Below are 19893 nucleotides of genomic sequence, written 5' to 3'. Positions count from 1 at the left end.
AGGCAAGGCGCGCCGACGCAGCATCAGGGGTTTTGTTGGCCGCGTTCATGCGGTAAGGCTGGCATACAGCCTGGTCAACGCCTGCGGCAAGCGCTCCGCCTGCCGCACCAGCGCATAACCGTTGCGGCCGAACAGATGCGGCAGGTAGTCGCCCGCCTCGCTGTCTATGGTGACGCAGAACGGCGTCAGGCCGGCGCGGCGGGCTTCCAGCACCGCCTGGCGCGTGTCTTCTATGCCGTAACGGCCTTCGTAGTGGTCCAGATCGTTGGGCTTGCCGTCCGAGATCAGCAACAACAAACGCCGCTGCGCCGGCCGCTGGCTCAGGATGCGGGCGCACTGGCGGATGGCCGCGCCCATGCGGGTGTAGTAGCCGGGCCGGATGGCAAGGATGCGGCCGCGGGCAGCGTCGTCGTAACGCTCGGCAAAGTCTTTCAGGATTTGCAGCCGCACTTCCTGCCGCCGCAGCGAGGAGAAGCCGTACAGGCCGAAATCGTCGCCGCTGACGCTCAAAGCCTCGGCGAACAGCAGCAGGCTGTCGCGGATCACGTCGATCACCCGGCCGGTTTCGCCCAGCCAGCTTTCGGTGGACAGGGACAGGTCGGCCAGGGTCAGGCAGGCCAGGCTGCGCTCGCCCGGCGGCCAGTCCTGATACAGCGCCGGTTCGCTAAGCGCCGCGCCGCCGCGCCGTTCCGCAAGGAAGCGGATCAGCCGGTCCAGGTCGATGTCCGGCCCGGCGGTTTCGCCGCTGCGTCGGCAGCGCTCCGGCGCCAACGACTGGAATTGCCGCCGCAACCGGCGCGCCAGCGGCTGCAAACGCTCCGGCAGCGGGGCCGGCGCGGCGTCGCGCGGCAGCATCGGCCGCAGCAGGCAGTGGTCCTCCACCAGGCATTGCCGCTTCCAGTGCCATTCCGGCAGCTTGATGCCCGGCCCCAGCGGAGTGTCGTCGTAGGCGGCGGCCGGCAGGTCAAGATCGAAACGCAGCCGGCTGCCGCGAGTGTGGGCGTCCTGGCCCAGGGTCAGCCGGTTCATGTCTTCGGCGGCGATTTCGCCGTTGCCGTCATCGTCGTCGTCATTGTGGCGGTTGACTTTGACGTATTCGTCCCAGGTGAACAGGCTTTCCGCGCGGAACACCATCAGCATGCCGTTCTTGCGCTGGTCCTGTTCCATGCGCCGGGCGCGATAGCGGCGGCGCTGGCGCTGGGCGTCCTTGCCGCCGCCGCGTTCGCAGTCGGCGTGGGGGCTGGCCTGCCCGTCGGCGTCCGTCAGCGGCGGTTCCGGGTGCAGCCACAGCGGCACCGGTTGCGGCGGCCGGCTCAACGGCGGCAGCGCCACGGCGTGTTCCGGCCGGCTCAGCGCCGCCCGTATCGCGCGCTCCACCGCGGCCTCCGCCGGCGGCAGGCTGGCGGGGTTCGGCCGCAGTTCCAAGGCGGCCGCCGCCAACCGGCGGTAAACGGCGGCCAGGCCCGGCATGTCCGCCAAGGCGCGTGACGCGGCCAGGCGGTTGCGGCTCAGCCAGTCGCCATCGCTGCCGGCGACGTAAGCGGCTTGGGCCAGCAGCCAGAAGTAACAGTCGCGGTTGAGAGCCGCGCTGGGAAAGTAGTCGATGCGTTCCGGCAGATAGAGCGCCTGGCTGTCTCGCCAGGCCAGCTCCACCCTGGACCCGGTGCCGGCCAACCGCTGCAGCCAGCCGCGCCGCGCACCGTGCTCGGTGCCCACGGTGGAGCGCAGCGCCAGCGCCGGGTCGCCGCCCATGGCGCGGAAGAACAGCGGCGCTTGCACCGTCACCTGGGCCAGCTCTACCGCGCATTCCGGAAAACCGCGCCGCGCCGCGCGCCGCGCCAGTGTGTCCCACCAGCCGCCGACAATGTCTTCCATGCCACTCAGTCCGGGAATTGGGTCTGGATCACCGCCAGCAGCGCCGCCACGGTGTCGGCGTCGTCGCTCAGCGGCTCCGCCAGCGCGGTGCGGCAGGCTTGCAAAGGCGGCAGGCCGGCCTGGATCAGCTTGGCGGCGTACACCAGCAACCGCGTGCTGGCGGCTTCTTCCAGGTCGTAGCCGGACAAACGCCGCAGCTGGCCGGCCAGCGTCACCAGCTGGCGCGCCAGCGCTTCGCCGATTCCGCTTTCCAGCATCAGCACGCCGATTTCCACTTCCGGCGGCGGAAAATCGAAAGTCATGGCGACGAAGCGTTGGCGGGTGCTGGGCTTCAGCGTTTTCAGCACATGCTGGTAGCCGGGGTTGTAGGACACCACCAACATGAAGCCCGGCGGCGCTTGCAGCACTTCGCCGGTGCGTTCCACCGGCAGGATGCGGCGGTCGTCGGTCAGCGGGTGCAGCACCACGGTGGTGTCCTTGCGCGCTTCCACCACTTCGTCCAGGTAGCAGATGCCGCCTATGCGCACCGCGCGGGTCAGCGGGCCGTCGCACCACACGGTGGCGCCGTCGGCGATCAAGTGGCGGCCCACCAGGTCTGCGGCGCTCAGGTCGTCGTGGCAGGAAACGGTGATCAGCGGCAGGCCGAGCCGAGCCGCCATATGGGCGACGAAGCGGGTCTTTCCGCAGCCGGTGGGGCCTTTGATCAGCACCGGCAATTGTTGACGCCAGGCGGCTTCGAACAGCTCGCACTCCGCGCCTTGCGGCTGATAGAAGGGAACAGGAATAGTCAGGAGTTCAGGCGCGTTCATCGGCGTTCCTTCAGATAAAGCTGAGCAGCAGCGCGGCCGACACCAGCGCCAGCCAGCCCTGCACCAGCGCGCGCAGCCAGCACGGCGCCTCGCGCAAGCCCATATAGCGTTCCACCAGCAGCACACCCTTGAGCCAGGCCAGGCCCAGCGCGATCAGCGCCAGATGCGGCAACCGGCCGCCTTCGGCCAGCCAGGCCGCCAGCAGGGTCAGCCCGGACAAGAGCAGCCACAGGCCGGTTTGCGTAAAAGGGGTGGGATAAGTCATGAGGGCATGATGCCGATGCGGCGCGGCAGCCGCCTTGATGCGAAATAAGGCTTTGCGCGGCCGCTTTATCTCGCCACGTAGACCAGAGCAAACAGCAACAACCACACCAGATCCACCATATGCCAATAGGCGGCGGCGGTTTCCACCTCGTCCATGGACTCCGGCGCGTAACGGCCGTTGCGTGCCAGCCGCCACACCGCCGCCACAATCACCATGCCCAATACCACATGCAGGAAATGAAACACCGTCAACGACAGGTAGAACATCCAGAAATCGTTGCTGGACAAGGTGATGCCCTGCAAGGCTTTGCCCACCAGCTCATAGCCTTTCAAGCCGAGAAAGCCGCCGCCGGCCAGCAAGGTCTGCGCCAGCCAGCGCCGCCCGGCGCATTGCCTCCCAGCGGAAAAGGCGCTGAGCGCGGCCAGCATGGCGGCGCTGCCGGCCAGCAACAGCAGGGTATTGAGCGTGGGCAGGCCCAGCTCCAGCTCGCTCTGCCCCGCTGCGAACAAGGCCGGCTGTTGCCGGCGTGCCCAGGCATAGGCCAGGAAGAACACACCGAATACCGCCAGCTCGGCCAGGATGAAACACCACATCGCCAGATCGCCCGGCACGCGGCGCTCTGGCGGCGCGCTCAGTTCCATACCATGGCCTCCCTTGCCGCCATCCTTGCTTGCGCCACCATCAATCCTCGCGCTTGCCGGTCACAAAGAAGCTGATCAGGTACAACATCAGCCCGCAGAAGAAGCTGATGCCAAACACCCAGCGCCCCCAGTAGATGGGCATGATCCTTTCCTGCGTCTCCATGAAGGACAGCGGCGTGGCGGACATCCGCTGCAACCACACCTGGACCGCGCCGGCGGCGGTCAGGCACAGGGTGATGGCCACGATGGACAGGGTCATCACCCAGAACGCGGTTTTTTCCACTTTCTGCGCCTGCGCGCAATTGGCCTCGCGGCCGCGCAGCAGCGGCATGGTGTAGGAGATCATGGTCAGCACCACCATCACGTAAGCGCCATAGAAAGCCATGTGGCCGTGGGAGGCGGTCACCTGGGTGCCGTGGGTGTAGTAATTGACCACCGACAGCGTGCCGATGAAGCCCCACACCCCGGCGCCGAGGAAGGACATCACCCCGGTGCCCAATGCCCACAGCGTAGCGGCCTGGTTGGGATGTTCGCGGCGGCGGCGTTTGACCATATTGAAGGCGAACAGGGTCATCATGAAGAAGGGCACCGGCTCCAGCGCGGAGAAGATGGAACCCCACAGTTGCCAGTAAGCCGGCACGCCAATCCAGAAGTAATGGTGGCCGGTGCCGATGATGCCGGTGATCAGCGTCATGGCGATGATCAGGTACAGCCATTTTTCGATCACCTCGCGGTCCACCCCGGTCACCTTGACCAGAACGAAGGCCAGCATCGCGCCCATGATCAGTTCCCACACGCCTTCCACCCACAGGTGCACCACCCACCACCAGTAGTACTTGTCCAGCACCAGGTTGTCGGGGTTAACAAAGGAGAACAGGAAGAACACGGCCAGGCCCCACAGGCCCAGCATCATCACGATGCTGATGCTGGTCTTGCGGCCTGCCAGCAGGGTCATGGACAGGTTGTAGAGGAAGGACAGCGCCACCAACACGATGCCCACTTTGGTGATCAGCGGCTGTTCCAGATAACCGCGGCCCATGGTGGGCAGCAGGTCGTTGCCGGTGAGCCGGGCCAGCTCATGGTAAGGCAGGCCCAGGTAGCCGAGTATGGTCAACGCGCCGGCCACCAGGAACACCCAGAAGGTGATGATGGCCAGCCGCGGGCTGTGCAGTTCGCGCTCGCTCTCCTCCGGGATCAGGTAGTAGCCGGCACCCATGAAGCCGAACAGCAGCCAGACGATCAGCAGGTTGGTATGCACCATGCGGGCGGTGCCGAAAGGCACGGCGGGAAACAGAAAATCGCCGATCACGTATTGCAGGCCGATGATCAGGCCAAACACGATCTGTCCGATAAACAGGCCGATGGCGGCGATGAAATAGGGTTTGGCCACGGCCTGCGAGCGGTAGCGCACCTGCGCGACGGCGGCGGCCGCGCCGCGCGGCGGCGTGGCCACGGTAGCGTTGCTCATTGTGTTCTCCAAGGGAAAGGGATGGGACGGGATCAGCCCTCGATATTGGGCGGCCAGTTATTGGTGTTGATCTGCGACGCGTATTTCAGGAAGGCCACCAGGTCGTCCAGCTCGGCCGGGTTCAGATGGAACTGCGGCATCTGGCGGCGGCCCGGCGCGTTGGTCGGCATCGCCTGCATCCAGCCCTTGATGAATTCCGGGCCGCGGCGCACGTAGACGTTGCCCAGCTCCGGCCCAAAGTAGGCGCCTTCGCCCAGCAGGGTGTGGCAGCCACCGCAACTGCGCGTCTCCCAGATTTTCTTGCCGCGCACCGCCTGCCCGGTGAGTTGAGCCTTGGCGTTATGGCTGGGCAAGGCCAGGGTGGTGTCCAGGGTCAGCCCCAGAAACAACAGAAAAAAGAAAACCGAGCCGCCGTAAAAAATATTGCGGGCGGTCGATTTGGTGAAGCTCGAGCTCATCATGTCCTCCTCGAATGCTTGCACCGCCGGCGCGGTACTCGGGCCGAACTGTACGGATTCGGGCATTCCGGGAGCATTGATTCGAATCAACGATTTCCAGCAGTCCGGCGGCCTACACGGCGCCATCCGCCACCGCCAACCGCAAGGAGGGCGTCATGATCCGCCCCATTTCCCTTCACCGGTCTGGACGCCGCCGCCCCGCCCTTTCCACCCGGCGAGCGCTGCGCCGGGACTGAGCCATGGTTTGGAATTTCTTGATTCGGGTCATTCCGCCGCCGCCGCGGCCATACTGCGCCCCCCATCCCACGAGTACAGGTCATGAGCGCCATCGACATCCTTGTTGAGCAACACCGCGCTTGCGGCACGCATTCACCGCCTGTGAAACGGCGATCCGCGCGCAGGACTGGGCCTTGGCCCTAAGAACGTGTTTACGATCTCGCGAGCTAAGGTGAAACAAGACGAAAACGGTTGAAGAAGCGGAACGTATAGGTGGTACATGAGCATTCTGAAAGCGTTTTTAACGCCCGCCTGAACTACATCGCGCCGGCCGGCGCGTCTTATCCTGAGGCGCGTCCCCAAAAACAAACCCGCGCCGGCAATGCGGGCGCGGGTGCGAGAGCGCTGGCTCAGCCTATCCTCAGTCCCACTGCAGGGCGCCCTTCTTCCATTCATAGATGAAGCCGACGACCAACACGCCCAGGAACACCGCCATCGCGCCCAAGCCAAAACCGCCCAGTTCCTTCAGCGTCACCGCCCAGGGAATCATGAAGGCGACTTCCAGATCGAACAGAATGAACAAGATGGCCACCAGGTAGTAGCGGACATCGAAACGCATGCGCGCGTCTTCGAAGGCCTCGAAGCCGCATTCATACGGCGATAGTTTTTCCGGATCCGGCCGGTTGGGCCCCAACAGCTTGCCCATCAGCAGCGGCACCACTCCCACCAGCAGTCCGACAACGATGAATAACAGGATGGGAAAGTAATTCTGCAGCATGGGGCCGACTCCTCCGGATAGTTTGCAAAGAGAGATAGACCGCCCCCAAGCGCCAAGTTTGCACCCCAAGGAAAATATACCGATGGGAAGCGGCCCGTCATGACGACCAGGCCGGGGGGAGAGCAGCGGGGATATCGGTTACACTGGGGATTCCCGCGTCATCCGGCCACCCCGAGCGACGCGGCTCACGGCCCCGCGTCCGATCGGACCCGCTCGCCCCCGCCGCTCCGCGGCAAGCTTGCCCGCCACCCGCGGCCAGGCAGACATACCGCCGCTTCGCCGGACTCCTCGCTCACAACTCATATCAAGCTCCGGCGCTGCGGACCGCTCTTTACACGACCCATGACAACACAGGGCCGGCTCATCCGCTCGGCCCGCCACACCAAAGGTCTTGTCCATGCATCATGCTCTGCAAACTTTATTGGACCGGGTTCGCCTGCGCGACCCGGAACAAATCGAATTCCACCAGGCCGCGGCGGAAGTGCTGCACGGCCTGGACGACTTCCTGGGTAGCCATCCGCACTTCTTCGACCACGGCTTGCTGGAGCGGCTGCTGGAGCCGGAGCGCGTCATCCTGTTCCGCGTGTCCTGGGTGGACGATCACGGCCATGTCCAGGTCAATCGCGGCTACCGGGTGCAGATGAACAGCGCGCTGGGGCCGTACAAGGGCGGCCTGCGCTTTCATCCCTCGGTGACGCTGGGCACGCTGAAATTCCTGGCTTTCGAACAAACCTTCAAGAACGCCTTGACCGGCCTGCCTCTGGGCGGCGCCAAAGGCGGCGCGGACTTCGACCCCAAGGGCAAGAGCGAGGGCGAGGTGATGCGCTTCTGCCAAGCCTTCGCCAGCGAGCTGTTCCGCCATATCGGCGCGGAAACCGATGTGCCGGCCGGCGACATTGGCGTAGGCGCGCGCGAGATCGGCTATCTGTTCGGCCAACACAAGCGCTTGAGCAATCAGTTTTCAGGCGTGTTCACCGGCAAAGGGCCCAGCTACGGCGGCAGCCTGATGCGGCCGGAGGCCACCGGCTACGGCCTGGCGTATTTCGTCGAGCGCATGCTGGCCACGCGCGGACAGACGCTGGCCGGCCAGCGTGCCGCCTTGTCCGGTTCAGGCAACGTCGCGCTGTACGCGGCGGAAAAGCTGCTGGCGCTGGGCGTCCGGGTAATCAGCCTGTCGGATTCGGAAGGCACGCTCAGCCTGCCGGATGGCCTTAGCCCGGACTTGCTGGCGGCATTGGTCGAACACAAGCACCAACGCCGCGGCCGGCTGGCCTCTTTCGCCGCCAACCACGGCCTGGACTTTCTCCTTGGACAGCGCCCATGGCGCTTGCGCTGCGATATCGCGCTGCCCTGCGCCACGCAAAACGAGCTGGACGCCGACGATGCGGAAGCCTTGTTGGCCAGTGGCTGCTTCTGCGTGGCGGAAGGGGCCAATATGCCCTGCTCCGCCCAAGCGGCGCAGCGCTTTCAGCGGGCCGGCGCGCTGTACGCCCCCGGCAAGGCCTCCAACGCCGGCGGCGTGGCGGTGTCCGGCCTGGAAATGAGCCAGAACGCCACCCATTTGCCCTGGAGCGCGCAGGAGGTGGACGCCAGGCTACGCCGTATCATGGAGGAGATTCACGAGGCCTGCGTGCGGCACGGCGGCCAGCCGGACGGCGCTGTAGACTACGCACGCGGCGCCAATGTGGCGGCCTTCGGCAAGGTGGCGGCGGCGATGCTGGCGCAAGGCGTGATCTGAGCTAGCCGCCCATGCAAAAGCCCCGCCGGGAGGCGGGGCTGTGCACATTGAATGGAGCACGTTTCTAGAACAACTGGTCCTTGACGTTCTCCACCGCATCCTGCGCGGCAGGCTTGTCCTGCGTCTCGCTGGCGCCGCCGCTGGCGTCGCCGCCCGCGCCCGGCACTGCGCCGTGGTTGTCCACCTTCAGTTCCGGATTGGTCTTCTGGAACTCTTCATAGTAGTACTCGTCACCACCGCGCTGGCCGGCGCCCGCCTTGACCACAATGCCTGCCGGTACCGGCATGTCCACTTCCGGCTGCCCCTTGAGCGCATTGGCCATGTAATTGATCCACACCGGCAGCGCCGCGGTGCCGCCGTAACCGTAGCGGCCTAACGAGCGCGGCTGATCAAAGCCCACCCAGGCGGCGGCCACCAGATTGGGGTTGTAGCCAACGAACCAGGCGTCCTTCCAATCCGAGGTGGTGCCGGTTTTGCCGGCCAGATCGGTGCGCCCCAGGCTCATCGCGCGGTAGCCGGTGCCGTAGCGCACCACGTCCTTGAGCATGGAGGTCATGATGAAGGCGTTGCGCGGGTCTATGGCCTGCGGCGCGTTCTGGCCTGCGACAGTGGGCACGGTCTTGGCCAGCACGCGGCCGGACTGGTCTTCGATGCGGTCGATGAAATAGCCCTTGCTGCGGTAGCCGCCATTGGCGAACACCGAGTAGCCCTCCACCATTTGCAGCGGCGTCACCGCGCCGGCGCCCAGCGCCATGGTCAGGTAGGCCGGATGCTGCTTGGCGGCGAAGCCGAAACGCTGGATGTATTGCTGGGCGTAATCGGTGCCGGTGGCCATCAGCACCCGCACGGACACCAGGTTTTTGGACTGGGTCAGGCCGCTGCGCATGGTGATCATGCCGGCGAATTTGCCGTTGTCGTTCTTGGGCTCCCAGCGCTGACCGTCCGCGCCCACCACCGACAGCGGCGCGTCGTTGATCATCGTAGACGGCGTCAGGCCGCGTTCGATGCCGGCGGAGTAGATAAAGGGCTTGAAGGTGGAGCCGGGCTGGCGCCAGGCCTGGGTCACATGGTTGAAGCTGCGGCGGTTGAAATCGAAACCGCCCACCAGCGAGCGGATCGCGCCGGTGCGGGTGTCCATGGACACGAAGGCGCCCTCCACTTCCGGCATCTGCACGATTTCCCAATAGCCTTTTTCATGCGCGCGGATGCGGATTACCGAACCGCGGCGGATCTGCTGCGCGGCGCTGACCTTGCCGCCCAGGGCGCGGCGGGCGAAGTCCAGGCCGTTGCCCTTGATCACCGCCACCTTGCCGCCGCGCATATAGGCGCGCACTTCCGCCGGGCTGGCGGACAAGACGATGGCCGGCAGCATGTCGCCGCTGTCGCGCAGTTCGCTAATGGCGTCGTCCAGCGCCTCGGTCTGCTGCTCGCCTTCGGCGCCGGACAGTTCCACTGTGCTCTCTGGGCCGCGGTAGCCCATTTTGCGGTCGTAATCCACCAGGCCGGCGCGCAAGGCGTCGTACGCCCATTTCTGGTGGCGGCTGTCCAGCGTGGTGTAAACCTTGAAGCCTTCGGTGTACGCCGATTCGCGATAGCGCTCATACATCGCCTGGCGCACCATTTCCGCCACATACTGCGCCGGCTGGCTGCTGCTGTCCGCGCTCTGGCTGGCCAGCTTCATCGGCTCCGCCAAGGCGGCGTCGTATTGCTCCTGAGTGATGAAGTTGAGCTCGCGCATCCGGCGCAGCACGTATTGCTGGCGCAGACGGGCGCGGTCCGGGTTGACGATGGGGTTGTAGGCGGACGGCGCCTTGGGCAGGCCGGCCAGCATCGCCATTTCCGCCACGGACAAGTCCGCCAGCGGCTTGCCGTAATAGGCCTGCGCCGCGGCGGAGAAGCCGTAGGCGCGCTGCCCCAGATAGATCTGGTTGAAGTACAGCTCCAGGATCTGATCCTTGGTCAGCGTGTGTTCGATCTTGAAGGCCAGCAGCGCTTCGTTGAACTTGCGGGTAAAGGTTTTCTCGCTGGACAGAAAGAAGTTCTTTGCCACCTGCATGGTGATGGTGCTGGCGCCGGAACGGGCGTGTCCGGACACCAGATTGCCAACTGCCGCGCGCACCACGCCAACGTAATCAACGCCGCTGTGCTGGTAGAAACGCTCGTCCTCTGCCGCCATCACCGCCTGCTTCATTAACTGCGGCACTTCGTGGATTCGGGAGAAGGAACGACGCTCTTCGCCGAATTCGCCTATCAGTTGATTGTCGGCGGAATATACGCGAAGGGGAATTTTCGGACGATAGTCCGTCAGTACATCAAGACTCGGCAAGCGCGGGTAGGTTATGATGATTGCAATGGCGCCTGCGCCAGCAACCAATACGGCTCCACCTAGAAACAGACCTGCAAGTATTGCGAGGATTCGTCTTAGCATATTTACAATGGGCTTTCACTGGAAACCGGATTATAACGTCTTGTGAAAGCAGGCAAGACAAACAATGGCAGCGACAGGCCAAAAAACTGTCGCATAGGACCAATCGAGGCACCTGATGCTTATCGACAAACTCAAATCCGCCCCTCCCTGGCTAGAACAACTTGGATTGGGGAAGGCTAAAAATGTTCCAATGCTGGGACTGGATATCAGCAGCACCGCCATCAAATTGGTGGAGCTATCCCGCTCGGGTAAAAATTGCCAGGTTGAGCGCTATGTGATTGAAATCTTGCCCAAAGACGCCATCAGCGACGGCAATCTGGTGGACATCGAAGGCATAGCGGAAACCCTGCGCCGCGCCTGGAAGCGGCTGGGCAGCCCCACCCGCCATGTCGCCATCGCCATTCCCACGTCGATGGCGATTTATAAGAAGCTGCTGGTGCCGGTCAGCCAGACCGACAACTTGGCGGAATTGATCGAATCCGAAGCCAATCAAAGCATTCCCTTCCCGCTGGAAGAGGTGAACCTGGACCATCAGGTGCTGGGGCCGGCGCCGTCCAGCATAGACGATCTGGAAGTGCTGCTTTGCGCCGCCCGCAAGGAAAAAGTGGAAGAGCGCGTGGCGGTGGTGGAGATGGCTGGCCTGCGCGCTCAGGTGGTGGACGTCGAGTCCTTCGCCATGATGACGGCCTTTGAACAAGTCGAGCAGCAGTTGCCGGAACAGGGCATGAACCAGACCTTCGCCCTGTTCGACATCGGCGCCACCCGCATCCACTGCAACGTCATCCGCAACAACCAGCAAGTTTATTACCGCGAGCAGGTATTTGGCGGCCAGCAATTGACGCGCGACATCCAGCGCCGCTACGGCATCAGCTACGAAGAAGCGGAAAGCGGCAAACGCGGGATGAGCCTGCCGGACGGCTATGAGTCCGAACTGATGCATCCTTTCGTCGACTCGCTGGCGCAGGAGATACAGCGCGCGCTGCAGTTCTTCTACACCACGGTCAGCGTGTCGCAATACCTGCGCGTCGACTACATCCTGTTGGCCGGCGGCTGCAGCATGCTGCCGGGCCTGGACGACGCGGTGGCCGGCCGTACCCAGATCAGCACCATGATCGCCAACCCGTTCAGCACCATGGTGCAATCCAGCCATATCCGTCTGAAGGAACTGCTGATGGACGCGCCGGCGCTGCTGGTGGCCTGTGGCTTGGCCATGCGGAGGTTCGACTGATGATTCGCATCAACCTCCTCCCGCACCGCGAACAGAAAAAAGCGGCGCATCGGCTGCGCTTCCAAGTAATGCTGGGACTTACGCTGGTGGCCTCGCTGGCCTTGGTGGTGCTCAGCTATCTGATCATCGGCGGCCGCCTGTCCCATCAACAACAGCGCAACGATTTCCTGCAAGGCGAAATCTCCAAGCTGGACAGCCAGATCAAGAATATCGGCACCTTGAAAAAACAACGCGACGATCTGCTGTCGCGCAAGCAGTTGGTGGAGCGGCTGGAACAGGGCCGCAACGAGGGCGTGCATGTTTTTGACCAACTCGTCCGCCAAACCCCGGATGGCGTCTACCTGAAAAGCTTCAAGCAGACCGGCAACCAGTTCACGCTGTCCGGCTATGCGCTGTCTGGCGCCCGGGTTTCCAACTATATGCGCAGCCTGGCGCAATCCAGTGTTTTTGACGCGCCGGTACTGGTGGAAGTCAAAGCCTCTAGCGTCAATGGCCAACGCGCCAACGAATTCACCCTGAACTGCAGCCTGCGCGAAGCCGCCCCGCCCAAAACCGGCCAGCCCGCCGCCGCCCACGGAGCCAAACCATGACGCTGGACGAATTGCGCACGCTAGACCCCAAGGACATCACCAATTGGCCGCTGCAGGGCCAGGTCATCGCGCTGGCGCTGCTGGTCGCCTGCTTCGTGGGCCTTGGTTATTTCTTTGTGCTCAGCGATGAGCTGGACCGCCTCAACGGCGCCAAGCAGCAGGAAGAACAGCTCAAACAGACATACGTCGACAAGAAACGCCAAGCGGTCAACCTGGATGCGCTGCAACAGCAATTGAAGGAGATCGACGCCTCCTTCGGCGCCCTGCTCAAGCAACTGCCGACCAAATCCAACATGGACACGCTGTTGACCGAGATCAACCAAGCCGGTATCGGCCGCGGGCTACAGTTCGAGCTGTTCCGGCCCAATCCGGAAATCAAGACGGCCGAGATGGCGGAAGTGCCGATCACCATTCGCCTGACCGGCAGTTATAACGACTTGGCCGCCTTCGTCAGCGATGTGGCACAGCTGTCCCGCATCGTCACCATCGCCGATATCAGCCTGACGCCGGACGCCAAGGGCGCACGCCTGACCATGGACGCCACCGCCAAGACCTTCCGAGCGCTGGAGCCCGAGGAGCGGGCCATACAGCCGGCCCCCGCCAACAAGTGAGCCGCAAACCCCATGACAAGAACTCTCGCTTGCTTACTGCCCTTGCTGCTCGCCGCCTGCGGCAGCAGCGATACCGACGATCTGCGCCAGTGGATGCAAACCAACACCCAGGGCCTGCGCGGCCAGATCGAGCCTTTGCCTCAGGCTCAGCCCTACCGGCCGTTCGCCTATCAGGCCTTTGACCTGCTAGACCCCTTCAACACGCAGAAACTCGCCGCGGCCAAGAACCAGAACCTGGCAAACGCGCCGGACATGAAGCGGCCGCGCGAAGCGCTGGAAAACTACGATCTGGACAAGTTGAAGATTGTTGGCGTCATCCGCCGCGGCGGCGCCAACTACGGCCTGGTACGCACGCCGGAAGGCGCGATTTACCGCGTTCAGGCCGGTAATTTCGTCGGGCCCAATTTCGGCCAGATCAAGAAAGTCGGCGACACGGACATCCAGTTGACTGAAACCGTGGAAGATTTGAACGGAGAATGGGTGCAGCGCAACACCAGCATGTACCTGGACGAACAAGGGCAAAACAAATGAGCAAGCACTCCATCAAACTGTTGTCCGGGCTGGGCCTGTCCCTGCTGTTCAGTTGCGCCGACGCCGGCCCGGCGATCACCGCGATCCAGCTGGCCAACGGCGACGGCGACCAACAGGTGCTGCAAGTCAGCTTTGACGGCCCCGCCGTCCAGCCCAACAGCTTCGCCATCGCCAACCCTCCGCGCATCGCCTTCGACTTCGCGGGCGCCAGCGTCAAGATGGCCAAGCCGCAGCAAGACTTCGGCGGCCCGCTGGTTAAATCGGCGGTGGCGGTGGAAGCCAACGGCCGCTCCCGGCTGGTGCTGAGCCTGAGCCGCAATGCGCTGTACAGCAGCAGCGTGGCCGGCAACACGCTGCGGGTCACGCTGAATCCCAATCTGGGCAACGCCGCGCAAGCCGCCACGCCGGTGGAGCGCCCCGCGGCAACCCCGCAAACCGCCGCGCACCCAAGTCAGGCCCAGATCGCCAGCGCTCAGCCGCTGGCGCTGGACTTCCGCCGCGGCAAGAACGGCGAAGGCCGGGTGGAGATCAAGCTGCCGTCCGCCAATACCCCGGTCGATATCCGCCGCGAAGGCAAACAATTGCTAGTGGACGTACTGGGCACTCAACTGGAGAGGCAGAACCAGCGACGCCTGGATGTGTCAGACTTCGGCACCCCGGTGTCCAAGATCGACGCCCGCAATCAGGGCGGCAACAGCCGCATCCAGATTCAGCCGCAAGGCGACTGGGACTTCTCCTCCTACCAGACCGACGGCCAGTTGGTCGTCGAAATCCGCCGGCCGGCGCTGGAGTCCGCGGCCAACGCCGACAGCAACCAGAAGCCGCAGTACAAGGGCGACAAGCTGTCCCTGAACTTCCAGAACATCGAAGTGCGTACCGTCTTGCAGGTGATCGCTGAATTCACCGGCCTCAACATCGTCACCAGCGACTCGGTCAGCGGCAATATCACACTGCGGCTGAAAGACGTGCCCTGGGATCAGGCGCTGGACCTGATCCTGCAAACCAAGGGCCTGGACCAGCGCCGCGCCGGCAACATCATTCAGATCGCGCCGCGCGAGGAGTTGCTGGCGCGCGACAAACAGGTACAGGAAGCCAGGCAGCAACTGGCCACACTGGAACCGGTGCGCTCGGAAACCTTCGTGCTGCGCTACCGCTCGGCGGAGGATTTCAAAAAGGTGCTGGACGGCACGAACACCACCGGCAAGAAGGAAAGCATCCTAACCGAGCGCGGCAGCGCGCTGATCGATCCCAAAACCAATACGCTGATCATCAACGACACCGGCAGCACCATAGACAAGATTCGCGACATCATAGGCAAGACCGATGTGCCGGTGAAACAGGTACTGATTGAGGCGCGCATCGTCGAGGCCACCGACAACTGGAGCCGCAATCTGGGCGTCAAACTGTCCTTCGACCGCGTAGGCAGCACCGGCATTATTTCCGGCGGCGGGCTCGGCAACGCCATCACCAACGCCAATGGCCGCCTGGGCATCGTGGGCAGTGCCGCGCAAACACCCTATGTCATTGCTCCCGGCGTCAATCTGCCAATCACCAATCCTGCGGGCTCGCTGACTGCGCTCTATAGCGTGGGCAAGTCCGCCATCATCGGCCTGGAATTACAGGCGCTGCAAACCGAGAACAAGGGACGGGTGATTTCCAGTCCGCGCATCATGACCGCGGACCGGCAGGAAGCCACCATTGAGCAAGGCACGGAGATCCCCTATCAGGAGGCCTCGTCCAGCGGCGCGACCTCCACCTCGTTCAAAAAAGCGGTGCTCAGCCTGAACGTCAAGCCGCAAATCACGCCGGACAACCACGTGATGCTGGACATCAAGGTCAACAAGGATAGCGTCAGCCCAACGCTGACCGTGGGCGGCACACCGGCGCTGGACACCAAGAAGGTCAACACTCAGGTGCTGGTGGAGAACGGCGGCACGGTGGTCATCGGCGGCATTTACCAGCAGCAGATCAGCGACATCGTCAACAAAGTGCCGCTGCTCGGCGATATTCCCTTCCTTGGCGCCCTGTTCCGCAGTTCGCAGAAGTACGACAACCGCACTGAATTGCTGGTCTTCATCACACCGCGCGTGGTAGAGGACCTAAGCGGCAATAATCAGTAAAACCCCGGCCGCGGCAGCGCCCCAGGCGCTGCTGCAACGCCGAAAGACAGAGCGGCCAAGCTCGGCTACAATGCCTGCCATGGAGAAACCGGCAGGCAATTTTTTTCTGGTCGGCTTGATGGGCGCGGGCAAGACCACGGTTGGCCGAGCTTTGGCGCGGCGCACCGACAAAACCTTTTACGACTCTGACCACGAGATCGAGGCCAGGACCGGCGTGCGCGTCGCGACCATCTTCGACATCGAAGGCGAGCTGCGCTTCCGAGACCGGGAAACCTCGGTCATCGCCGACCTCGCCCGCCTGGACAACATCGTTCTGGCCACGGGCGGAGGCGCCATCATCCGTCCGCAAAACCGCGCCTGCCTGGCCGCTCACGGCACCGTGATCTATCTGCGCGCCACCATAGACGATTTGCTGGCCCGCACCCTGCACGACAAAAACCGTCCATTGCTGCAGATCGCCGACCCCAGGGGCAAGCTGGAAAGCCTGTTTCAGGAACGCGACCCCTTATACCGCGAAGTTGCCGACATCGTCGTCGACACCACGCAGCAGAATGTCAGCCTGTTGGTTGCCCGCCTGATGGAGCAGCTCTCCGGCCTCCCCCCCAAACACCGCCCCGAACAAGGAAGCTGATTGTGATTACCCTCGACCTGATCCTGCCCGACACCCGTTACCCGATTCACATTGGCCGGGACTTGCTGGAACAGGTCGAGTTGCTGCTTCCCCACCTGCCCTTGCCCAAGGTCGCCATCGTCAGCAACGAGACCGTGGCGCCGCTGTATCTCGCCAGGCTGCAACAAGCGCTGGCCCGCCACCGGATCGACTCCTTCAGCGTTGTGCTTCCGGATGGCGAGCAGCACAAGGACTGGAGCACGCTGAACCTGATCTTCGACGCGTTGCTGTCGCGCAACGCCGAGCGCAAGACCACCTTGATCGCGCTGGGCGGCGGCGTCGTCGGCGACATGACCGGCTTCGCCGCCGCCTGCTATCAACGCGGCGCGCCCTTCATCCAGATTCCCACCACTCTGCTGGCGCAAGTCGACTCCTCTGTCGGCGGCAAGACCGCGATCAATCATCCGCAGGGCAAGAACATGATAGGCGCGTTCTACCAGCCCAAAGCGGTGATCGCCGACATGTCGCTGCTGGACACGCTGCCGGAGCGCGAGTTGTCCGCTGGCCTCGCCGAGGTGATCAAGTACGGCCTGCTTGGCGACGCAGTCTTCCTAGGCTGGCTGGAGGAAAACATGCCGCGCCTGCGCGCGCGCGACCCCGATGCGCTGCAGCATGCGGTCAAGCGCAGCTGCGAGATGAAAGCCGACATCGTCGGCCAGGATGAAAAGGAGCAAGGCGTGCGCGCCCTGCTCAACCTGGGCCACACCTTTGGCCACGCCATCGAAGCCGGCCTGGGCTACGGCGCCTGGCTGCATGGCGAAGCCATCGGCGCCGGCATGGTGCTGGCTGCCGCCGCCTCCGCCGAACTGGGCTGGCTATCCTCCTCGGACGTCGAACGCGTGCGCGGCCTGGTGGCCGCCGCCGGCCTCCCGGTCAAAAGCCCGCGAATGCCGCTGGCGCGCTGGCTGGAGTTGATGAGCCACGACAAGAAGGTGGAAGCGGGCACCATCCGATTTGTGCTATTGCAACAACTGGGACGCGCCACTATTCAGGCCGGCCTGCCTTCTGCAATACTCGAGAAAATACTGGACAGAAATAGTTAATGCTCAAACGGCATCGGTACAGATCCGGTAAGGATTTCTACGGATTGCCGCTTGCGCCGCTTCATCAGAATAATGAATCTACCGGAGATGGAGAAGGCCGGCAGGACAGCCCCGCGCAAAGCTTGAAGCCAGAGCGCACAATATCGGGGAGCCGCCGGCGAGGCCAAGTCGTTGCAAAGCGGAAGGGGAGAAGCCACATGGTAGCGTTGAGCGCGTTTGCCGCCAGTTTTGGACTGATGGCGGGATATTACGCCCTGCAATTCTTTTGGAAGAAAATACGTTACACCAAGCCGTGCCAGCGCGGCATCGATCCGGTGGGCGAGGCGGAAGTTTTCCTCGCCTACGGCCGTACCCGCGATGCGGTTCGGGTGCTGAAAGATTCGCTGCGCGACAATCCGGACGATCTGCCGGCCAAAGTCACGTTGTTGCGGGCCTATTCCAGCGAATGCAATCGCGAAGCCTATTGCCTGCTGGCGCGCGATGTTCAGTCGCAAGTGCAAGGCCAGCCGGTTTGGCACACCATTCAGGAAAACGGCCGCCGCTTAGCGCCGCAAGACCCACTGTTTGAAGCCAAGCTCTGAATCACAGTCCACATAACAAATCGGCCAAGGCATCCGCCTTGGCCGATTTGCTTTCACCACCGTAAACGCTCAGCCAGCGGCAGCATCCTCATCCTTGAACTGCAGGCTATGCAGCTTGGCGTAGAGCCCCCCTCGCGCGAGCAACTGCGCGTGCGAGCCTTCTTCGACAATCTCCCCGTGATGCATCACCACAATGCGATCGGCGTTTTCTATCGTGGACAAACGATGGGCGATCACGATGGTTGTGCGATTCTTCATCAGATTTTCCAGAGCGCTCTGCACCAATCTCTCGGATTGAGTATCCAGGGCCGAGGTCGCCTCGTCCAGAATCAACAAGGGGGCGTTTTTCAACAAGGCGCGGGCAATCGCCAAACGCTGGCGCTGCCCGCCGGACAGACGCACGCCGTTTTCACCGATCAGGGTGTCAAAACCGTCCGGCATCGCCTCGATGAACTCCAGCGCATTGGCCGCGCGCGCCGCCTCCACCACCGCTTCGCGACTGTGCGACGCTTCGCCGTAAGCGATATTGGCCGCCACGCTGTCGTTGAACAGCACCACGTCCTGGCTCACCATGGCGATGTGCCGACGCAGATCGCTCAAGGGCATGTCCTGCAAGCGCACATCGTCCAAACGAATCTCGCCGCCGTCCGGATCGTAAAATCGCGGTATCAGGCTGACCAAAGTGGTTTTGCCGCTGCCGGACGAACCCACCAAGGCAATGGTCTCGCCGGGCTGAGCCTGCAGATTAATGTTCCTCAGCACCTGCCGCTCCGCCGCCGGATAGCCGAAGCTCACTCCCGACAGCTGCAACTTGCCGCGGGTGCGCGGCAATGCGGTGCGGCCGTGATCGGGCTCTTCCGGCAAGTCGAGAAAATCGAAGACCGACTCCGCCGCAGCCAAGCCGCGCTGCATGGCCTGGGCAATGCCGGTGATGCGCTTGACCGGCGCGAACAGCAACATCATCGCAGTCAAAAAGGACATGAAATCGCCGGCGGTGAAAGCGCCGCCCTGGGCGCGCAGCGTGGCGAAATACAGGATGGCGGCCAAGGCGCAAGCGATCATCAGCTGAGTAACGCCGGTGTTCGCGGACGTTGCCGCGCTCTGCTTGACCGCGTTACGGCGGATCGCCGCCGCCGCTAGGTGAAAACGTTCGCTCTCGCGCGCTTCGCCGCCATAGACCTTGATCACGCGCTGGCAGTTGATGCCCTCGCCCAATACCTGGGTCAATAAAGCCATATTCTGCTGATTCTCGCGCGATAGATTGCGCAGCCGTTTGCCTACTATCCGCATGCAGAAAGACACCACCGGCAACACTAGCAGACAGATCAGAGTCAGCTGCCAATCGATATACAACAACCAAGCCAGCAGGCTGATCGCGGTGACCCCGTCCTTGACCGTAACCGTAATCACGCTGAAGCCGGCCTCGGTCACCTGATTGACGTCGTAGGAGATCCTCGACACCAGTCTGCCCGACTGATTGTCGGCATAGTACTGCACCGGCAGACGCAGCATCTTGGCGAACATCTGTTCGCGCAGCGTCTGCACCAGGTGCCCGGTCAACCAGCTGGAAGTGTATTCATTGATGAAGCTGGTAACGCCACGCACCGCGAACACCCCGATGATGGCCAAGGGCACCCAGGTGATCGCATGCGGATCACGGTTGACGAAACCGTTGTCGATCAAGGGCTTCATCAAGCGGGCAAACGCCGGCTCGGTCAAGGCCGCCACCGTCATCGACACCAGCGAGATCAGAAAGACCTTCCAGTAGCGGCTCAAATACCCCAGCAAACGGCGATAAATCGCCCAATTGCTTTGCAAAGAATTCTTCATTCGTTCCTATCGT

The 19893-nt window shown here is 63.3% G+C and carries 18 protein-coding genes; 9 read left to right on the top strand and 9 right to left on the bottom strand.

What is annotated here, in order from left to right; all coding sequences use genetic code 11:
* Nucleotides 1-45 precede the first annotated feature (45 nt).
* The 7 genes from DXT74_RS06000 to DXT74_RS05970 all read right to left on the bottom strand — a co-directional run bounded on the left by DXT74_RS06000 (nt 46) and on the right by DXT74_RS05970 (nt 6510).
* Nucleotides 46-1875, bottom strand: a complete 1830-nt coding sequence (locus DXT74_RS06000; protein WP_194427534.1) for a nitric oxide reductase activation protein NorD — start codon at nt 1873-1875, stop codon at nt 46-48.
* A gap of 5 nt (nt 1876-1880) precedes the next feature.
* On the bottom strand, nt 1881-2684 hold the full coding sequence (locus DXT74_RS05995; RefSeq protein WP_194427533.1) for a CbbQ/NirQ/NorQ/GpvN family protein: 804 nt from the start codon (nt 2682-2684) through the stop codon (nt 1881-1883).
* Between the two features lie 10 nt (nt 2685-2694).
* Nucleotides 2695-2949 (bottom strand): cytochrome C oxidase subunit IV family protein, encoded by a 255-nt coding sequence (locus DXT74_RS05990; RefSeq protein ID WP_194427532.1) that lies wholly within the window; start codon nt 2947-2949, stop codon nt 2695-2697.
* A gap of 65 nt (nt 2950-3014) precedes the next feature.
* Nucleotides 3015-3590 (bottom strand): cytochrome c oxidase subunit 3, encoded by a 576-nt coding sequence (locus DXT74_RS05985; protein ID WP_194427531.1) that lies wholly within the window; start codon nt 3588-3590, stop codon nt 3015-3017.
* A gap of 40 nt (nt 3591-3630) precedes the next feature.
* Entirely contained in the window at nt 3631-5058 is a 1428-nt protein-coding gene (locus DXT74_RS05980) for a cbb3-type cytochrome c oxidase subunit I (RefSeq protein WP_196783832.1), read from the bottom strand.
* A gap of 32 nt (nt 5059-5090) precedes the next feature.
* Nucleotides 5091-5582: a cytochrome c gene (locus DXT74_RS05975; RefSeq protein ID WP_304489247.1), complete on the bottom strand. Its 492-nt coding sequence runs from the start codon at nt 5580-5582 to the stop codon at nt 5091-5093.
* A 571-nt stretch (nt 5583-6153) separates the two neighbouring features.
* Nucleotides 6154-6510, bottom strand: a complete 357-nt coding sequence (locus DXT74_RS05970) for an NADH-quinone oxidoreductase subunit A (protein WP_019103334.1) — start codon at nt 6508-6510, stop codon at nt 6154-6156.
* Between the two features lie 397 nt (nt 6511-6907).
* Between DXT74_RS05970 and gdhA the strand changes: the two genes are divergently transcribed.
* A complete protein-coding gene (gene gdhA, locus DXT74_RS05965) occupies nt 6908-8248 on the top strand; it encodes an NADP-specific glutamate dehydrogenase (RefSeq protein WP_194427530.1) in 1341 nt (446 codons plus the stop codon).
* Between the two features lie 64 nt (nt 8249-8312).
* Here gdhA and DXT74_RS05960 read toward each other — a convergent pair whose 3' ends face one another.
* A complete protein-coding gene (locus tag DXT74_RS05960; RefSeq protein WP_231138284.1) occupies nt 8313-10574 on the bottom strand; it encodes a penicillin-binding protein 1A in 2262 nt (753 codons plus the stop codon).
* A 292-nt stretch (nt 10575-10866) separates the two neighbouring features.
* Here DXT74_RS05960 and DXT74_RS05955 point away from each other — a divergent pair, with 292 nt between their 5' ends.
* The 8 genes from DXT74_RS05955 to DXT74_RS05920 all read left to right on the top strand — a co-directional run bounded on the left by DXT74_RS05955 (nt 10867) and on the right by DXT74_RS05920 (nt 18050).
* A complete protein-coding gene (locus tag DXT74_RS05955) occupies nt 10867-11904 on the top strand; it encodes a pilus assembly protein PilM (RefSeq protein ID WP_231138283.1) in 1038 nt (345 codons plus the stop codon).
* Nucleotides 11904-12494: a PilN domain-containing protein gene (locus tag DXT74_RS05950; RefSeq protein WP_043635110.1), complete on the top strand. Its 591-nt coding sequence runs from the start codon at nt 11904-11906 to the stop codon at nt 12492-12494. The genes DXT74_RS05955 and DXT74_RS05950 overlap by 1 nt, the downstream gene beginning before the upstream one ends.
* Complete coding sequence (locus DXT74_RS05945; protein WP_043635113.1) at nt 12491-13105, top strand: type 4a pilus biogenesis protein PilO; 615 nt, start codon at nt 12491-12493, stop codon at nt 13103-13105. Before DXT74_RS05950 ends, DXT74_RS05945 begins: the two co-directional genes overlap by 4 nt.
* 12 nt (nt 13106-13117) lie before the next feature.
* Nucleotides 13118-13636 (top strand): pilus assembly protein PilP, encoded by a 519-nt coding sequence (locus tag DXT74_RS05940; RefSeq protein WP_194427528.1) that lies wholly within the window; start codon nt 13118-13120, stop codon nt 13634-13636.
* Nucleotides 13633-15756 (top strand): type IV pilus secretin PilQ, encoded by a 2124-nt coding sequence (pilQ, locus tag DXT74_RS05935; RefSeq protein WP_194427527.1) that lies wholly within the window; start codon nt 13633-13635, stop codon nt 15754-15756. Before DXT74_RS05940 ends, pilQ begins: the two co-directional genes overlap by 4 nt.
* A gap of 70 nt (nt 15757-15826) precedes the next feature.
* Nucleotides 15827-16387, top strand: coding sequence for a shikimate kinase AroK (aroK, locus tag DXT74_RS05930; protein ID WP_043635119.1), 561 nt, complete (start codon nt 15827-15829; stop codon nt 16385-16387).
* A gap of 2 nt (nt 16388-16389) precedes the next feature.
* Nucleotides 16390-17469 carry a 3-dehydroquinate synthase gene (gene aroB, locus DXT74_RS05925; RefSeq protein ID WP_043635120.1) on the top strand — a complete coding sequence of 360 codons (1080 nt, stop codon included), beginning with the start codon at nt 16390-16392 and terminating at the stop codon, nt 17467-17469.
* A 197-nt stretch (nt 17470-17666) separates the two neighbouring features.
* On the top strand, nt 17667-18050 hold the full coding sequence (locus tag DXT74_RS05920; protein WP_231138282.1) for a FimV family protein: 384 nt from the start codon (nt 17667-17669) through the stop codon (nt 18048-18050).
* A gap of 69 nt (nt 18051-18119) precedes the next feature.
* On the opposite strand, the gene msbA is transcribed toward DXT74_RS05920, so the two are convergent.
* Nucleotides 18120-19880: a lipid A export permease/ATP-binding protein MsbA gene (gene msbA / locus DXT74_RS05915; RefSeq protein ID WP_194427526.1), complete on the bottom strand. Its 1761-nt coding sequence runs from the start codon at nt 19878-19880 to the stop codon at nt 18120-18122.
* Nucleotides 19881-19893: the final 13 nt, after the last annotated feature.

The organism is Chromobacterium sp. Rain0013 (assembly GCF_015291765.1).
In the GTDB taxonomy this organism is placed as follows: domain Bacteria; phylum Pseudomonadota; class Gammaproteobacteria; order Burkholderiales; family Chromobacteriaceae; genus Chromobacterium; species Chromobacterium haemolyticum.
Note: the sequence above shows the minus strand (reverse complement) of the source record. Positions and strands in the feature narration are given on the sequence as shown.

What these genes read in the sequence shown, in the direction of transcription:
- DXT74_RS05920 (WP_231138282.1), top strand. Translation starts at nt 17,667, where the DNA reads ATGGTAGCGTTGAGCGCGTTTGCCGCCAGTTTTGGACTGATGGCGGGA.
- msbA (WP_194427526.1), bottom strand. Translation starts at nt 19,880, where the DNA reads ATGAAGAATTCTTTGCAAAGCAATTGGGCGATTTATCGCCGTTTGCTG.
- DXT74_RS05990 (WP_194427532.1), bottom strand. Translation starts at nt 2,949, where the DNA reads ATGACTTATCCCACCCCTTTTACGCAAACCGGCCTGTGGCTGCTCTTG.
- DXT74_RS05955 (WP_231138283.1), top strand. Translation starts at nt 10,867, where the DNA reads ATGCTGGGACTGGATATCAGCAGCACCGCCATCAAATTGGTGGAGCTA.
- DXT74_RS05940 (WP_194427528.1), top strand. Translation starts at nt 13,118, where the DNA reads ATGACAAGAACTCTCGCTTGCTTACTGCCCTTGCTGCTCGCCGCCTGC.
- gdhA (WP_194427530.1), top strand. Translation starts at nt 6,908, where the DNA reads ATGCATCATGCTCTGCAAACTTTATTGGACCGGGTTCGCCTGCGCGAC.
- DXT74_RS06000 (WP_194427534.1), bottom strand. Translation starts at nt 1,875, where the DNA reads ATGGAAGACATTGTCGGCGGCTGGTGGGACACACTGGCGCGGCGCGCG.
- DXT74_RS05970 (WP_019103334.1), bottom strand. Translation starts at nt 6,510, where the DNA reads ATGCTGCAGAATTACTTTCCCATCCTGTTATTCATCGTTGTCGGACTG.
- DXT74_RS05985 (WP_194427531.1), bottom strand. Translation starts at nt 3,590, where the DNA reads ATGGAACTGAGCGCGCCGCCAGAGCGCCGCGTGCCGGGCGATCTGGCG.
- DXT74_RS05950 (WP_043635110.1), top strand. Translation starts at nt 11,904, where the DNA reads ATGATTCGCATCAACCTCCTCCCGCACCGCGAACAGAAAAAAGCGGCG.
- aroK (WP_043635119.1), top strand. Translation starts at nt 15,827, where the DNA reads ATGCCTGCCATGGAGAAACCGGCAGGCAATTTTTTTCTGGTCGGCTTG.
- DXT74_RS05975 (WP_304489247.1), bottom strand. Translation starts at nt 5,582, where the DNA reads ATGCCCGAATCCGTACAGTTCGGCCCGAGTACCGCGCCGGCGGTGCAA.
- DXT74_RS05995 (WP_194427533.1), bottom strand. Translation starts at nt 2,684, where the DNA reads ATGAACGCGCCTGAACTCCTGACTATTCCTGTTCCCTTCTATCAGCCG.
- DXT74_RS05945 (WP_043635113.1), top strand. Translation starts at nt 12,491, where the DNA reads ATGACGCTGGACGAATTGCGCACGCTAGACCCCAAGGACATCACCAAT.
- DXT74_RS05980 (WP_196783832.1), bottom strand. Translation starts at nt 5,058, where the DNA reads ATGAGCAACGCTACCGTGGCCACGCCGCCGCGCGGCGCGGCCGCCGCC.
- pilQ (WP_194427527.1), top strand. Translation starts at nt 13,633, where the DNA reads ATGAGCAAGCACTCCATCAAACTGTTGTCCGGGCTGGGCCTGTCCCTG.